Raw genomic sequence first — 14,346 nt, 5'->3', positions numbered from 1 at the left:
GATGACCAGGAGTTCGTCGAGGCCATCTCGGTGGACTTGGATGAGGAGTGAAGCGCGGAGAGCTGTGGATCAACGTCGTGGTCCCATAGGGTCCCGAGCCTCGTCAATGGAGCGCGGGGGCCACGAGACGGGCAGCACCACCTCGTTGCGACGGCGGAACCACGGTGTCCAGGGAGGGTCGAAGCGGGCGAACCGAGGCGCCCCGCAGGCCTCCAGGCCGGCCTGATCGACGGCGGCGCGGAGCTCGGCCAACTGCTTCCGGTAGACGGGCTCCGTCCACCGTCCGGTGAAGCTCTTGACCGCGGCCACCTGCTCAGGGACCTGCCGCACCTTCACGCGGGGGTCCGACGGTGTGGGCAGCGTCTCCAGCGAGTACTCGGCCGGCATCACGAAGGCCACCACGTGCCGGTCTGCTGCGCCGGACTGCTGGACGACGGGCGCGGTCATCTTGATCCTGGCCGACGCCTGCTCCTGCACCACGGGCGCGGTCATGGCGACCTTGCCCTGCGCGCTGTTGCGGCCCGAGATGAACGCCACCAGCGTCCCGAACGCCTGATTCCCGGCGCCCGTGAACGAGCCGTCCACCTCCACCTCGGCCACCAGGTGCTCCGGGTAGCGGCGCACCTCGAAGCGCGGGAAGCGCCGGAGGACCTCGTACGGTTGTTGCTCCGTCATGCCACCAGAGTGTCACCACTGGGCCGACGGGCCACGGCGAACGCAAGCATCCGGTCCGTGGGACATCGCAAGTGCTCGTGTGGAGTCACCCAGCGGTGCGATAGGCCACGGACGGCCAGGCGCGCGCCTCGTCGTCAACCTCGTCGCCCGTCCTGGGCGGTGCGCGGACTACGACGGCAAGGAGCAGGCGATCCCCGACATCGGCCCTTCGAGGCCGCGGGTCGAGACCGCCGATACGGCGTAGCAGCGCTCCGCCGAGGCGTCGGCTCCGGAGGGCCAGGGCCAGTAGTCGGGGGCGTCGACGATCCCCAGCTTGCCCGGCACCAGAAGCCCCAGCGCGTCGGCGGTGATCACGGCCAAGAGGTAGAACTGCCCGGTGGTCTTGCGCCGGTAGACCCGGTAGTGGGCCACGGATGCCGGGGCGGCCAGCGGATCCCAGGTGATCTGGACCTCCGCGCTGCCACCTCCAGGTGTCGCGGTGAGGCCCGAGGGGGCTGTCGGCGGTGGGCAGCACCACGGGCGACGGACGATCTGGCTGATCTGAGTCCTGAGTCCAGGCATGGGAGAGCCTCTCTGTCGACGGGGCTGCAGCCGCCGGGGACACGGCCACCGCAGACCCTGGTTTCACGCTAGCCGTACTCAGCGCCGGCGGTGAGGAACAGCGGGGAAGCCTGGGGGTCGTAGGGCCCTGCCCAGGTGATATAGTGCAATAGTCAACTACTTGGAGGATTGCCCGCACCATGACACTGACCGCCCCCGTCGACTACATCTCCGCCGACCGCATCTTCACCGACATGCACACCGCGTACCGGTTCACCTCCGAGCCGGTGACCGACGAGGAGTTGGCCCGGGTCTACGAGCTGGCGAAGTACACGCCCACGGCGCTGAACAGCCAGCCGCTGCGGGTGACCTTCGTGCGGACGCCGGATGCCAAGGAGCGGTTGCTTCCGCTGATCGCGGAGGGGAATCGGGCCAAGTCTGCGTCGGCGTCGGTCGTGGCGATCCTCGCCGCGGACACCGACTTCCACGAGCACCTGCCGGTCGTGGCGCCGCAGCACGCGGGCGCCCGGGAGCGGTTCGCCGCGAACGCGGACCAGCGTCACTCCATGGCCGTGAACAACGCCTGGCTCCAGGCCGGCGGCTTCATTCTCGCCGTGCGGGCGGCCGGCCTCGACGCGGGGCCAATGGGCGGTGTGGACCTCGCCGGCATCGATCGGGAGTTCTTCGCAGGGTCGTCGATGCGCACGATCATGGTGGTCAACATCGGCCACGCCGCCGAGGACGGCATCTACCCGCGCAACCCTCGCCTGGCCTTCGACCAGGCGGTCGCCCTGGCCTGAGGTCTGGGCGCCCCCACTGACAATGTCGGGGACTGAGTGGCAGGTCTGGTGTCGTAGTCGGCACCAGACGTGCACATTTATCCGCTCTCGGACGCATGATGAGTTCAGGAAGGGGATGAGGCAGCCGTGATGTACCTGTGGGCGCTTCTCATCAGTGCTGCGGCCGGCTGCGCCGCGGCAGTGGCGGCGCTGGTTGTGGGGGAGGGGCTGCGCCGTCGGGGAAGCACGGCCGGCTGGATGCGCTGGGCAGGGCTGGGAACCGGGGTGCTCGGGGCTCTGTTCCTGATTGTGGGCTTCGCCTCTCCCCGGTTGAGGGGACGCACTCCTCCGCCGGGCACCGTCGAGTTCACACCCATCCCCTTCACCGACCCCGTCGTGCTGTCGTGCGGCCTCCGCGCGTTCGCCCTGCTGGTGAGCGCGTACCTTATCGCCAGAGGCGATCGGACGTGGGCGGCACGTGTGGGGCTCGGAGCGGGCGCGGTGGTGATGGCGGTCTGGCTGTTCTACCTGATCGGCCGCTTCGCGACGTAGGGCCGGTCTGCGGCAGTTCTGGTCGCTCCTTCGCGACGCTAGTCAGGCCGCGAATGATGATGCCCTCCGAGGTGATTGCAGGCGTCCATCTTGGCGAGGGGTGGACCGGTGCCCCCTGTAGCGTCCTGTCCGGGTCGGAGCCCCGACCCCGCGCCGCTGCCGAGTGGTGCGACCGTGCCTGGACAAGGAGCCGCCCATGCCTACACGTTTCAGGGAGCCGGCCACGGCGTGCCGCGCAGTCGGCCATGATCACCGCCTCGCGGACCTCACCGGCAGGATCGCCGTGGTCACCGGCGGGGCGTCGGGGATCGGCTACTTCACCGCCGAGGGGCTCGCGGCGCTGGGCGCCCACGTCGTGATCGCGGGTCGCAATGCGGAACGGGCGCGGGCCGCGCGGCGCGCGATCGAGGCTGAGGTCCCCGGGGCCTCGGTCTCCTACCAACCCCTTGATCTGGCCGACCTCGCGTCGGTGCATGCAGCTGCGGAGGCCCTGGCCGGCCTGCCGTCGCTGGACGTGTTCGTGGCCAACGCCGGGGCCATCGGCTACCCCGACCACGTGAAGCCGGCCGCCGAGCGGGGCGTGCGCAGCCAGACGACGGCGGACGGCCACGAGCTGTTCTGGGGCACCAACTTCCTCGGCCACTACGCCCTGACGGCGGCCCTGCTGCCCCTGGTGCGTGCCTCGGGGGGACGGTGCGTGTTCGTCGGCAGCATCGGAGACCGCGGCGCGCCACTGCCCGCGGACGCGGTGCCGCCGCCAGACCTGCGGGCCTCCGACCTCGCCAAGTACGGCCAGTCCAAGCTGGCCACCGCGACCCTGATGGGCGAACTCGCCCGTCGGCTCGCGCGACACGGCGACGGAGTGGCGTCGCTGGGGGCTCACCCGGGGACGGCCGTCGACTTCCTGTCCCCGCCCCGCGACGGTGTGGCCATCAACCAGCCCGACGTCGCGGGCATCATGCGGGCCCCGGTGCGGCTCTTCACCCACGGCAAGCACGAGGGAGCGTTGCCTGTGCTCACCGCCGCCGCGTGTCCGGGGGCCGGCAACGGCGAGTGCTGGGGGCCGCGGTGGCTGACCAGGGGGCGGCCGGTCCTCGCGCGGTCGCGTCGCGCCATCCGCGACGTCGCTGTCGCAGGACGGCTGATGGACGCCGCAGCCGACCTGACCGGTCTGCGGCTGGAGCTGTGAGCGTGTTCGCCGTGGAGGGACCTGGGCGTTCGCCACACTGGACGCATGACTCGCCTCTCGTTGGAGCAGATCTGGCCGCCCTACGCGCTTCGGATCACGGCCGGTGACCTGACCCTGGCCGTGGTCCGCGAGGGTGACCTGCCGGAGCTCGTCGAACTGGTCCTGGACGGGATCCACGATCCGGCCCAGATGCCGTTCCTCTACCCGTGGACCGACGCGGCGGCTGCCGAACTGCCCGCCAACTACGTGCGCTACTTCGGCCGCACCGTCGCCGGTCAGACACCCGGGGCCGTCAACCTTCAGCTGGTGGTCCGACGGGCGGGTCAGGTGGTCGGGATCCAGGCGGTGGAGGGGGAGAGCTTCTCCGTCACCCGGTCCCTGGAGACGGGGTCGTGGCTGGCCCGCCGCTTCCACGGCCACGGGATCGGCACGCGGATGCGCCGGGCCGTGTGCGCGTTCGCCTTCGACCACCTCGGGGCCGAACGCATCACGTCGTCGGCCTTCCTCGACAACCCGGCCTCCCTGGCGGTCAGCCGCAAGGTGGGTTACCTGCCCAACGGGCGGCAGTGGGTGTCGCGGCGGGGCGAGGCGGCCGAGCAGCAACGGCTGCTGCTCACGCCCGGCACGTTCGTCCGTGGTGACCCCGTCCAGGTCAACGGCTCCGCCGAGCTCCGGGCGTTCCTCGGCGTCGCCTGAGGCTCCGGCTCGTCGTCGGATCCCGGACGAGGCTGGGCGAGGGCGCAGTCAGAACGGCAGGGGCTGAGCAACCGCCAACCAGGCGATCAGGCCGCAGTTCGCGACGACCGTGAGCCAGTACGCCGTCCTGAACGGCTGCTTGCGCGTCTTGTGCCGCAGCGTGTGCCGCGCGATCAGGGCGCCGGGCCAGCCGCCGATCAGGGACACGAGGTGAAGGGTGGACTCCGGGACCCGTCGCTCACCGCGAACGGCCGCCGCCTTGTCGGATCGGTACATGACGTACGCGACGACGCTCATCACAAGCAGCACTCCCGGCACCGCCAGGGGGAGCACCTCCACGGCCGCGAGAACGCCCACTAGCCCGACGGACGCCGTCGCCACGATAACGGCCGCGACCGTTCCCTGTGGAAGCACACGACGGCGCCTCCCCTGACCCGCGTACTGGACGTCGGCGGCGCGCGGGCGTCCCCGTTCGTCGGCGTCGGGACGGTAGGTGACCGTGGATCCGACGGTGGGGCGGGTCCCGGAGGGAAGCGCGCTCACATGGACGAAGGCTGCCTGACCTCCGGATGCGGGAGTGATGAAGCCGAAGCCGCGTTCGTCGTTCCAGCGTGTGATCGTCCCCTGTTGACGCATCAGCTTCCTCCCGTGTGGCGAGCGCCCCCACGCCCGCCGTGGGTCAGGATATCGGGAGGGGTGGTGCTTGCCTGGCCGTCGCCCGCCTCTCGGGCGCTCACGCCTGCCTTATCGTTCTCCGCCTGCCCTGGAGGGCAGGCGCGCCGCGGGACGGCAGGCGCCCCGAGAGCGCCTGCGCTATAGAGCAGGCGTCCGTAACCAAGGCAGGCGTCGAGACGGAAGGCAGGCGTCCGCACTCAGGGCAGGCGTCAGAGGAAGGCAGGCGCCAAGAGCGACGACGGAGTGTGGCCCACGGGTAGAGTTCGGTTCCCACGGGGCGATCACCACTGGAGGCGCGATGTCCCGCACGCGAGTGCACAACCTGTCCATTTCCCTGGACGGCTTCGCCACCGGCGAGCCGCAGTCGCAGGATGCGCCCTTCGGCCACGCGGGGCAGAGGCTGCACACGTGGATGATGGCCACGCGGTTCTGGGACCCATCGGGCAGCGCCGGGGTGGACGACGCCTTCGCGCAGTGCCACAGCGTGGGCATCGGAGCCGAGATCATGGGCGCCAACAAGTTCGGCCCTCCGGGCTGGCACGACGATCCGAACTGGACGGGCTGGTGGGGCCCCAATCCGCCGTTCCACACGCCGACGTTCGTGCTCACCCACCGGCCGCGGCCGCCGATGGTGATGGACGGCGGCACCACGTTCCACTTTCTCGACGCCAGCCCCGCGGTAGCGCTGCAGACCGCACGCGCAGCGGCCCACGGTCTGGACGTGCGCATCGGCGGGGGACCCACCGTCGTGCGGGACTTCCTCGCCGCCGGGCTGATCGATCACATGCACCTCGTCCAGGTGCCCATCGTCCTCGGCCGCGGCGTCCGCCTCTGGGACGGGCTGGAGGGGATCGAGGAGTCCTTCGACGTCGAGGCCGTCTCCTCACCCAGCGGCGTCACGCACCTGACCTTCGCGCGCCGACGCGAGGCGGAGTAGCCTCCGGCCCGCGACGACGCAGAACACGCTCCACGGAACGAGCGACGCCAGCGCGAAGACCATCCCCACGGTGCCGAACGGCGAGGGGACGAGCATGAGCACGCCTGAGACCAGCGCCCACCAGGCGGCCGAGGGCGGGAAGTCGGCGGACCGCCGAAGCGCCCAGACCAGGACGAACAGCACGGCCGCGCCGAGCCAGTAGTAGGTGAGGAACGCGGTCCCCTTCCAGCCGGCGAGCAGCGCCTCTCCGGCCGCCTCAAGCACGACCCGTTCCTCGGCGCCTGCTGTCGAGTGGGCCCCGGCGAGCACCAGCATCTCGGCTGCCGGGTTGGAGGCCAGATAAGCGGCCATCTGGAGCGTGCCCAGCCCGACGATGCCGGCGACGGCGGAACGCGAGACGGGGAGGAGCGCCGCACCCAGACCCACGTAGAACAGCCACACCAGGATGTTGTTGACGACGTACAGCGCGTCCATGGACACCAGACCCAGCACCGGGTTGGCGACCATGAGCGCGAACACCTCGCCGACGGTGTGCACCGGCGGCCAGAGGGCGAACACGGCCACCTGCACGACGATGAGGCCCACGGACCCCAGCGCCGCGACGCCGCCCCAGATCAGCACCCCGCGCCAGGGGTGGGCCACCGGACCCGGCTGCTGCTGTGACGACGACATTCGGACCCCCACAAGCCGGAAGAGATGGCGGCAGGCGCCGCCTACACCCGCACTCTACGAGGTCGCGGTTCCGTGCCACGGCGGGCACCCGGCGAGTGGATACCCCGCATCGGTCGCTTCCCGGGGCGGCGTCGGGCAGGATCGACGTCATGACCGGCGCCACGCGTGAGCTCGCGATGTTTCCCCTCGGTTCTGTGCTGGTTCCGGGGATGCCGCTGCAGCTGCGGGTCTTCGAGCCGCGCTACGTGGCCATGCTGTCGTCCCTACTCGCCGGGACGGAGCGCGAGTTCGGGGTGGTGCTCATCGAGCGGGGCTCCGAGGTGGGTGGCGGCGACGTGAGGTTCGACGTCGGGACTGTGGCGCGCATCGTGTCGGTCGAAGTGGCCAAGGATTCCATCCACCTGCTAGCCAACGGCACCAGCCGCTTCGAGGTGGTGCGCTGGCTGCAGGACGACCCCTTCCCGCGGGCAGAGGTGCGCGAGCTCGCCGCCGTCGAGTTCGACGAGTCCACCCCGTCGCAGCTCGTGGAGGCCGAGGCCGTGGTGCGCGCGACCCTCGCCAGAGCCAGCGAGTTCGTCGAGCTCCCCTGGCCGGCCGACGTGGAGCTGTCGCCCAGGCTGGGCGAGCGGATCTGGCAGGTGGCAGGCATCGCACCGCTCAGCTCGATGGACCACTACGCGCTGCTGCGCTCGACCACGGCCGCCGGGCTGCTGGCACGGCTCGTCGACGACACGCAGGGGGCCGAAATCGTCCTCACCGCCGGATGGGGGTCCGGGGACGACGACGGCGGGGGAGCCGAGGGAGCGGGGTGAACTCCCTCCTCCGCGGCGCGCTCCGCCTGACGGCGCGCGGCCCCCTGCCGGTGGACCAGGTGTGGGAGCGCTACACCCAACCCGCGTGGTGGCCCCGGTGGGCGCCCCATCTCCGCGAGGTCGACTACCCGGCGCCGGTCGTGACGCCGGGGACGACGGGGCGGGTCAGGGGCGTGGGCGGTGTGGTTGCGCACTTCCGCATCAACGCCGTCGACGAGGCCGCGCGCACCTGGTCCTGGAGCGTGACCAGCGGCCCGCTGCGGCTGTACTTCGAGCACGGGGTGGACGCGGCCCCGCCCGGCTCGGGGAAGGTGAGCTCGGCGTGGCTCGTGGTGCACGCGGCGTGGCCCGTGGCGCTCGGCTACGCCCCGATCGCCCGTCACGCGCTGCGCAGGCTCGTCACCTCGGGCTGAGGTGTGCCGTCAGGTGACGGGTGCCCGCGGGCGCCCGGTCAGCCCTCGGCGCGGCCGTTGAGCCAGCTGACCATCGCGGGATCGCGGTGGTCGAAGAACAGCGACGCGCCCGTGTCCAGCGCCGCGATCGCCCGCATCTGGTCGTCGGTGAGCTCGAAGCCGAAGATGTCGAGGTTCTGCGCCATCCGCTCCGGGCGGACCGACTTTGGGATCACCACCACCCCGCGCTGCGTGAGCCACCGCAGCACGACCTGCGCGACCGACCTGCCGTGCGCGTCGCCGATCGCGGTGAGCGTCGGGTTGGTGAACAGGTCCTTCTTACCCTCCGCGAACGGGCCCCAGGACTCGATCTGCACGCCGCGCTCCCGCATCAGCTCCTGATCGGCGAACCTGGCATGGAAGGGGTGCGTCTCCACCTGGTTGACGGCCGGGGTGACCTCGTTGCGCTCGATCAGGTCGACGAGCCGGTCGCCGTGGAAGTTCGACACGCCGATGGCGCGGATGGCCCCCTCGCGGTTGAGATCCTGCATGGCGCGCCAGGCGCTGTAGTAGTCGCCGAACGGCTGGTGGATGAGGTACAGGTCGAGTCGATCGAGGCCCAAGCGCTTCATCGAGGCGTCGAAGGCGCGCTTGACGGCGTCCTCTCCGGGCTTGGCCTGGATCCAGAGCTTCGTGGTGACGAACAGGTCCTCGCGGGGGAGGCCGCTGGCCTTGATGGCGAGGCCGACGGCCTCCTCGTTGCCGTACGACGCGGCGGTGTCGAGGTGCCGGTAGCCGGCCGCAAGGGCCTGTTCGACGCACTGCTGGGTCTGCTCGGCCGGGATCTGGAACACGCCGAAGCCGATGATCGGCATCGCGACGCCGTTGTTCAGTTTCACGGCCGGGATGGAGGTGGTGGTCAAGGTTCTCCCCTTCGTCTGCTTGTCTCCACCCATCAAACCCGACCTCCGCCACGCGAGGGAGTGCCTGAGTACACAGGTACCCGCAGACCCTCCCTCGCGGCCACCCCACGGCTCGACCGACGCGGGCCCTCACCTGAGCGCGGAACAGGCACCTCATCGACGCCTTAGGCTGGCGGCATGGGTGCAGCCGAGGGGATTCCGTTCGAGGCGGTGGACTTCTATGAGGAGCTCGAGCTCAACAACTCGCGCGAGTGGTGGGCGGCCAACCGGGAGCGGTACGACACCGTCGTGCGTGCCTCGATGGCTGCCCTCGGCGCTGCCCTGGAGGAGGAGTTCGGCGCCTTCAAGGTGTTCCGCCCCAACCGCGACGTCCGCTTCTCCCAGGACAAGTCCCCCTACAAGACGCACCAGGGGGTCGTCGTCTCGACGGCGTCGCGAATGGGCTGGTACGTGCAGGTCAGCGCCGAGGGCCTGATGACCGCGGCCGGCTGGTACGCGGCGAGCCCGGGACAGGTCGCGCGCTACCGCGCCGCGCTCGACGACGAGGACACGGGCGAGGAGCTGCGGCGGATCGTGGACGGGCTGCGGGACGCCGGCTACGTCGTCGACGGCGACCGCCTCAAGACCCGGCCGCGGGGCGTCGAGGAGGACCATCCGCTCCTTGATCTCATGCGACACCGCACGTTGACGGCCTCGCGCGACTACGGCGCCCCGGACTGGCTGGCCACCGCCGCTGTGGTGGGCCGTGTCGCGGCCGACTGGCGGGCCTACCGGCCGCTGATGGACTGGCTGGGCGCACAGGTGGGGGAGGGCTGATCACCGGGGCCGGCATGGTGTCGACCCCAGTCGCAGCCCGGTCGGGCTGCTAATGTTCGGCCCACACCTGGGGCGTCCCATGCCGCCCCGCGTGCCCACACATGGCGACGACGGCGTGGCCCGCGTCGGGCCCTCCGCACAGTGAATCGAGTCAACGTGAAGGACACTCCGCAGCGCGCGCAGATGGCCAGCCTCCTCCGGCTGGGGAGGGCGAGTTGGGCGGCCGTCGGCGTCGTCGTGCTCATGGTGATCCTGTCGACGGCGCTGGGCGCGATCAACGGCATCGTGGTGCCGCTCGTGGTGGCCTTCATCATCGGGGTGGTCCTGGAGCCGCTGGTGTCGCGGCTGGAGGGGTGGGGGCTCAGCAGGCTGCTCGCCTCCGTCGTGGGCCTGTTGGTGGCCATCGCGCTCGCCGCGGCGACCGTCACCGTCGTCGTGCGCGGCTTCCTGAGCGAGCTGCCCCAGATCTACCGGCAGCTCGAGGCCGGCTGGACGTCGTTGCTGGCCTGGGGCCGCACGCTGGACCTGGACCCGGTGCTGCTCGCGCGCGCCCGCGCGAACCTCGAGGAGTACGTGCCGCGCCTGGCCCAGGGCATCGTCGGCCTCGCGTCCGGCACCTTCTCCGGCGCCCTGGCGTTCGGCATGGGCACCTTCTTCGCCCTGTTCTTCCTCTTCTTCGTGCTGCGAGACGGCCGGAGCTTCCCCGGATGGCTCGCGAGGGCCGCGTCGTGGGACCCGGCGTTGGCCGAGGAGGTGGCCACCGTGGTGCAGCAGTCACTGCGCGGCTACTTCAAGGGGATCGCCATCACCGCCCTGGCGACGGCGCCCATCTTCATGATTCCGCTGCTGCTGCTCCGCGTGCCGTTGGCCGCCTCGATCTTCATCCTCTACTTCGTCCTGTCGTTCATCCCGTTCCTCGGGGCCTGGATCACGGGCGCGTTCGCGGTCCTCATCGCCTTCGGGTCCGGTGGTGCGCCCGCGGCCGGGATCATCGGTCTGACGTTCCTGATCTCCAACGGCACCATCCAGAGCGCGGTCAGCTCCTGGGCGCTGGGCTCAGCCCTGCGCATCCATCCGCTGGTGGTGTTGCTCTCCACGCTCATCGGCGGCACCGTCGCGGGACTGCTCGGCATGGTCCTCGCGCCGCCGCTCGTGGCCGCCGTCACCAAGTCGTTCGAGGTGGTCCGGGGGCGGCGCCTGCCTGCGGGCGACCGGTCCGTCGGCCATGAGGCCAGCCCGGCGGCGGGTTCTCCCTAACGGCTGCCGCCAGGATTCCTTCGAGTCCGGTGAGCTTCATCAGGCCGGGCGGCCGAGATTGTCGGTCTTGAACGACTGGGTCTTGAACTTGTTGAGGAACGCCAGGTACTCCCCGCTGTTGGTCTCGACCACGGTGGCGCCGTCCTGCCAGATGCCGTTCTCGAGGTCGTGGCCGCTGCCGATGGGGTCACCCTGATTCTGGTGGATGTTGTGCACCCCAAGGCCGCTGGTGAAGGGCTCGCCGAAGACGTAAAAGCGGACCCCCTGGTTGAGGATCGTCTCCAGATCGGTGAGCGCCTCGATGCCCGTCCCGCTGTTCCACGGGGGATTCCAGCGCAGCCATGCCAGCAGGCGGAACAGGAACCGGGCAAAGCGGACCGTGCGGATCACCAGAGGCGGATGCAGCGACCGGGCCCTGAGGTAGTCAAGAGCCCCCGAGGTCGGGGTCGACGGCAGGGTGTGCCAGCCGTCGGGAAGCGCCTTCGTCGCCGCGAAGTCGGCGGCCCGGATCCTGACCCTCCGCCATTGGATGCCGTCGGGCATGTTCTTCGGGTCGACGTCGATGGCGCACTTGTAGTTGCCGGCGGGGGCGTGCACCACCAGGTTTCCGTGGTAGTAACGCCCGAAGTCGTCCGGTGGGTCGCGGAAGTAGTCGTGCTTGGTCCCGATCACGAGGCCGTAGCCGTGGCTCAGGGGCATGTCGCTCCTCCTTGGTGGGGGAGGTCCGGCCCACCACCGGTGTCATCGCAGTCATCGTCGGTGGTGCGTCCCCCTGCATCACAGGAGGCGGGTGGTCCCCGTCTGATACGGACCCGGGGGCGCGGTCCGCGCGGCCAAGGCTGTCAAGCGACGCGGCCGAATGCGAAGAAATTCTCAGGAATTTCTTCGTTTCAGGGCCTTGCGCTGGCCGGCGGTCAGGCGTTCAATAGTTGGTACGCGAAAGCCAACGAGAGCACAACCTTCGGGAGAAGCTCCGATGGACATAGCGGTCAAGTGGTTTCCAGATGGATTGCCGACGATCTACATCGCCGACGCCCGCCGAGACGGACGGGCAGGTCTCAGAGCCACTTGAGTTTGGGAGCCGTCCTCCCCCGAACAATGTGCGAAGGCCGAGCATTGAAAAGTGCTCGGCCTTCGCTTTTGTCCCGGAAGACCGGAACTCAAGGCCTCAGGCCGGCACGTACTTCAGCCTGAGGACATCCTCGTCGACCTGCTCGGTGCTCACGAGGCGCAGCCGTCCGCGGGGCCCGGCGAAGTACGGGGCCCCGTGGCCGAGCACGACGGGGTGGAGATAGATGCGGTACTCGTCGATCAGTCCAAGGTCGGTCAGGGTCGCGGCCAGCCGTGGTCCGGCCACGGCGATCTCGCCGTCGTAGTCGGCCTTCAGGCGGCTGACTGCGGTCTCGAGGTCGCCCTCGATGAGCCTGGCGTTGGGGCCCACAGAGGTGAGGGTGTTCGAGGCCACCCACTTGGGCTGCCTCCGGTGGGCGACGGCGAACTCCCGCTCGTCCTCGCCCCAGGAGGGATCGTCGTCGTCCCAGTAGCTCATGAGCTCGTAGACGCGGCGGCCGTACAGCGAGGCCGCCTGGGTCCTGGCCTCCTCGACGAAGTGCCGGAACAGCGTGGGTCCGGGCGCGAACCTGTCGTGGTCGACATACCCGTCCAGCGACATGTTCATCCCGAAGACGAGCCTGGCCATCCGCAGTTCCTTCCCTCGTCGGTCACGTCCCACAACTATGGCGGGTAACCGCCTCACGGGCCAGAGCTTCGACCCGCCCAGCGGCCGGGAGGCGGATCACCCACGCCGGGTGACGGCCTCGCGGCGCGACGCGACGAGGGCGAGCGCGCCGAGGGCGACGGCGGACCCCAGCACCCAGCTCACATGCACCCACAGGGGGCGGGCCTCGGCACCGGTCCAGGTGGCGACGTCCGAGGCGGGCATCACCAGGTGGTGCGCGAGCTGGCCGAAGTGGAACGTGGGAAGGAACGCGGCGATGTCGCGGAGGGCCTCGGGGAGCTGGTTCATCGGCACGAAGAACCCGGACGCGAACGCCAGAGGCAGGAACACCAGGTTGGCGATCATGGCCGCCGCGCGGGGCCGCGCCACGAACGCGATCGCGAAGCCGAGCGTGCTGAAGGCCAGCACGCCGGCCAGCATCAGCAGCCACGCTCGCACCCAGGTGGCCAGCGGGAGCTCCGCCCCGCCGAACAGAACCGCCAGCGTTGCGATGGCCGCGACGATGACGGTGCCGAGCACCAGGGCGTTGGCGAGCTTGCCCGCCAGATACACCCAGGTGGGCAGGGGAGTGGCCGACAGGGTGCGCGTCCAGCCGCGACCCCGCTCCTTGGCGACGTCCTCGCCGAACGTGAAGATAGCCAGCGACACCACGCCGTAGGCGCACATCGAGACGGCCATCACGAGCCCGACGGCGGTGCCGCCAGGCAGGATGCCGTCGGCGTTGGGCAGCCCGAACATGGCGTAGAGGATGACGGGGATGGCGATGGCACCCGCCGCGAACTCGGGCGTGCGGAGGCTGGCGCGCAGCTCGGTGGCGGCGGCCAGCAGGGCGAGGCCGGCCGGGCCGCCGTTGCGGCGGGCGGGCCGGCGGGTGGGCGCGGTCGCGGGGGAGGCCGGACGGGCGGGCATGCGGTTGGTGGTCATCGGTCATCTCCGTCGTCGAGGGCGGAGGTGCGCTCCGCGGTGAGGGCGAGGAAGACCTCTTCGAGGTCCTCGCTGCCGTGGTTGGTGAGGTGGTCCGCGGTGGTGTCGGCCACCAGCCGCCCCTGGGCCACCACGAGCACCCGGTCCGCGACGGCGGCGGCCTCGGTGAGGTCGTGGGTGGCGAACACGATCGTGGCGCCGTCGAGGGCACGGGCCTGCTCCCAGAACGTGCGCCTCGCCGCGACATCCATCGCCGCCGTCGGCTCGTCGAGGAGGAGGAGCTCAGGGGCGCCGACGAGGGCGAGGGCCAGCAGGAGCCGCTGGCGTTCCCCGCCCGAGAGGGCAGTGACGGGCCGGCGGGCGCGCCCGGTGAGGCCGGTGCTGGCGAGCACGTCGTCCACATCGAGGGCCTGGGGGTAGCTGCGCCCGATCAGCCGCACGAGCTCGCGCACCGTCACCTGCTCGGGAAGGCCGGCCGACTGGAGCATCGCCCCGATCCGGCCGCGGACCCGCGGCCCCGGCTCCTCACCCAGCACCCGCACCGAGCCCGCGGACGGGCGGATGAGGCCGAGCAGGAGCTCGAACGTGGTGGTCTTGCCCGCCCCGTTGGGGCCGAGCACCGCCACGATCTCCCCCTGCTCGACGGCGAGGTCCAACCCGTCGAGGGCCGTCACCTCCCCGTACTCCTTGCGCACCGCCCGCATCTCCAGGACTGCCATGGTGATCTCCTTTCGTCACCATTCACGCTACGAACGCGGGGGCAGGTGCC

18 protein-coding genes are annotated in these 14,346 nt (G+C 70.7%); 9 read left to right on the top strand and 9 right to left on the bottom strand.

All coding sequences use genetic code 11. The annotated features are described in order from the left end of the window. Positions 1-69: 69 nt before the first annotated feature. Positions 70-675: an SOUL family heme-binding protein gene (locus ACZK5D_RS06715; protein ID WP_463664716.1), complete on the bottom strand. Its 606-nt coding sequence runs from the start codon at positions 673-675 to the stop codon at positions 70-72. 168 nt (positions 676-843) lie between these two features. Continuing rightward, positions 844-1,236: a hypothetical protein gene (locus ACZK5D_RS06710; protein WP_463664715.1), complete on the bottom strand. Its 393-nt coding sequence runs from the start codon at positions 1,234-1,236 to the stop codon at positions 844-846. A gap of 179 nt (positions 1,237-1,415) precedes the next feature. On the opposite strand from ACZK5D_RS06710, the gene ACZK5D_RS06705 reads away from it, so the two are divergent. From ACZK5D_RS06705 to ACZK5D_RS06690, 4 genes are all read left to right on the top strand, one after another. Further along, a complete protein-coding gene (locus ACZK5D_RS06705; protein ID WP_458993715.1) occupies positions 1,416-2,015 on the top strand; it encodes a malonic semialdehyde reductase in 600 nt (199 codons plus the stop codon). Between the two features lie 126 nt (positions 2,016-2,141). Further along, positions 2,142-2,546, top strand: coding sequence for a hypothetical protein (locus tag ACZK5D_RS06700; RefSeq protein ID WP_463664714.1), 405 nt, complete (start codon positions 2,142-2,144; stop codon positions 2,544-2,546). 196 nt (positions 2,547-2,742) lie between these two features. After that, on the top strand, positions 2,743-3,735 hold the full coding sequence (locus tag ACZK5D_RS06695; protein WP_463664713.1) for an SDR family NAD(P)-dependent oxidoreductase: 993 nt from the start codon (positions 2,743-2,745) through the stop codon (positions 3,733-3,735). Positions 3,736-3,780: 45 nt separating this feature from the next. Further along, the gene (locus ACZK5D_RS06690) at positions 3,781-4,431 is read left to right on the top strand and encodes a GNAT family N-acetyltransferase (RefSeq protein WP_463664712.1); all 651 of its coding nucleotides are present in this window, start codon (positions 3,781-3,783) and stop codon (positions 4,429-4,431) included. A gap of 48 nt (positions 4,432-4,479) precedes the next feature. Here ACZK5D_RS06690 and ACZK5D_RS06685 read toward each other — a convergent pair whose 3' ends face one another. Beyond that, positions 4,480-5,067, bottom strand: coding sequence for a DUF1294 domain-containing protein (locus tag ACZK5D_RS06685; RefSeq protein ID WP_463664711.1), 588 nt, complete (start codon positions 5,065-5,067; stop codon positions 4,480-4,482). A 337-nt stretch (positions 5,068-5,404) separates the two neighbouring features. On the opposite strand from ACZK5D_RS06685, the gene ACZK5D_RS06680 reads away from it, so the two are divergent. Next, entirely contained in the window at positions 5,405-6,043 is a 639-nt protein-coding gene (locus tag ACZK5D_RS06680) for a dihydrofolate reductase family protein (RefSeq protein ID WP_463664710.1), read from the top strand. Here ACZK5D_RS06680 and ACZK5D_RS06675 read toward each other — a convergent pair. Next, positions 5,990-6,715 carry a hypothetical protein gene (locus ACZK5D_RS06675; protein WP_463664709.1) on the bottom strand — a complete coding sequence of 242 codons (726 nt, stop codon included), beginning with the start codon at positions 6,713-6,715 and terminating at the stop codon, positions 5,990-5,992. The two genes, ACZK5D_RS06680 and ACZK5D_RS06675, sit on opposite strands and share 54 nt — an antisense overlap. A 149-nt stretch (positions 6,716-6,864) precedes the next feature. Here ACZK5D_RS06675 and ACZK5D_RS06670 point away from each other — a divergent pair, with 149 nt between their 5' ends. After that, the gene (locus ACZK5D_RS06670; RefSeq protein WP_463664708.1) at positions 6,865-7,527 is read left to right on the top strand and encodes an LON peptidase substrate-binding domain-containing protein; all 663 of its coding nucleotides are present in this window, start codon (positions 6,865-6,867) and stop codon (positions 7,525-7,527) included. After that, complete coding sequence (locus tag ACZK5D_RS06665; RefSeq protein WP_463664707.1) at positions 7,524-7,940, top strand: SRPBCC family protein; 417 nt, start codon at positions 7,524-7,526, stop codon at positions 7,938-7,940. Before ACZK5D_RS06670 ends, ACZK5D_RS06665 begins: the two co-directional genes overlap by 4 nt. 38 nt (positions 7,941-7,978) lie before the next feature. On the opposite strand, the gene ACZK5D_RS06660 is transcribed toward ACZK5D_RS06665, so the two are convergent. Beyond that, positions 7,979-8,794, bottom strand: coding sequence for an aldo/keto reductase (locus tag ACZK5D_RS06660; protein ID WP_463664791.1), 816 nt, complete (start codon positions 8,792-8,794; stop codon positions 7,979-7,981). Between the two features lie 225 nt (positions 8,795-9,019). On the opposite strand from ACZK5D_RS06660, the gene ACZK5D_RS06655 reads away from it, so the two are divergent. Further along, the gene (locus ACZK5D_RS06655) at positions 9,020-9,658 is read left to right on the top strand and encodes a DUF2461 domain-containing protein (protein WP_463664706.1); all 639 of its coding nucleotides are present in this window, start codon (positions 9,020-9,022) and stop codon (positions 9,656-9,658) included. A 156-nt stretch (positions 9,659-9,814) separates the two neighbouring features. Beyond that, positions 9,815-10,915, top strand: a complete 1,101-nt coding sequence (locus tag ACZK5D_RS06650; protein ID WP_458993725.1) for an AI-2E family transporter — start codon at positions 9,815-9,817, stop codon at positions 10,913-10,915. 39 nt (positions 10,916-10,954) lie between these two features. Here the strand turns inward: ACZK5D_RS06650 and ACZK5D_RS06645 are convergent, their stop codons facing one another. The 4 genes from ACZK5D_RS06645 to ACZK5D_RS06630 all read right to left on the bottom strand — a co-directional run bounded on the left by ACZK5D_RS06645 (position 10,955) and on the right by ACZK5D_RS06630 (position 14,296). Next, positions 10,955-11,614, bottom strand: a complete 660-nt coding sequence (locus ACZK5D_RS06645) for a DUF2278 family protein (RefSeq protein ID WP_458993726.1) — start codon at positions 11,612-11,614, stop codon at positions 10,955-10,957. 469 nt (positions 11,615-12,083) lie between these two features. Continuing rightward, positions 12,084-12,614: a dihydrofolate reductase family protein gene (locus ACZK5D_RS06640; protein WP_458993727.1), complete on the bottom strand. Its 531-nt coding sequence runs from the start codon at positions 12,612-12,614 to the stop codon at positions 12,084-12,086. Positions 12,615-12,710: 96 nt separating this feature from the next. After that, positions 12,711-13,577 carry an ABC transporter permease gene (locus ACZK5D_RS06635; RefSeq protein WP_458993728.1) on the bottom strand — a complete coding sequence of 289 codons (867 nt, stop codon included), beginning with the start codon at positions 13,575-13,577 and terminating at the stop codon, positions 12,711-12,713. Next, entirely contained in the window at positions 13,574-14,296 is a 723-nt protein-coding gene (locus ACZK5D_RS06630; RefSeq protein WP_458993729.1) for an ABC transporter ATP-binding protein, read from the bottom strand. Before ACZK5D_RS06630 ends, ACZK5D_RS06635 begins: the two co-directional genes overlap by 4 nt. Positions 14,297-14,346 lie beyond the last annotated feature (50 nt).

Source organism: Tessaracoccus yangjingae (genome assembly GCF_055326235.1).
Note: the sequence above shows the minus strand (reverse complement) of the source record. Positions and strands in the feature narration are given on the sequence as shown.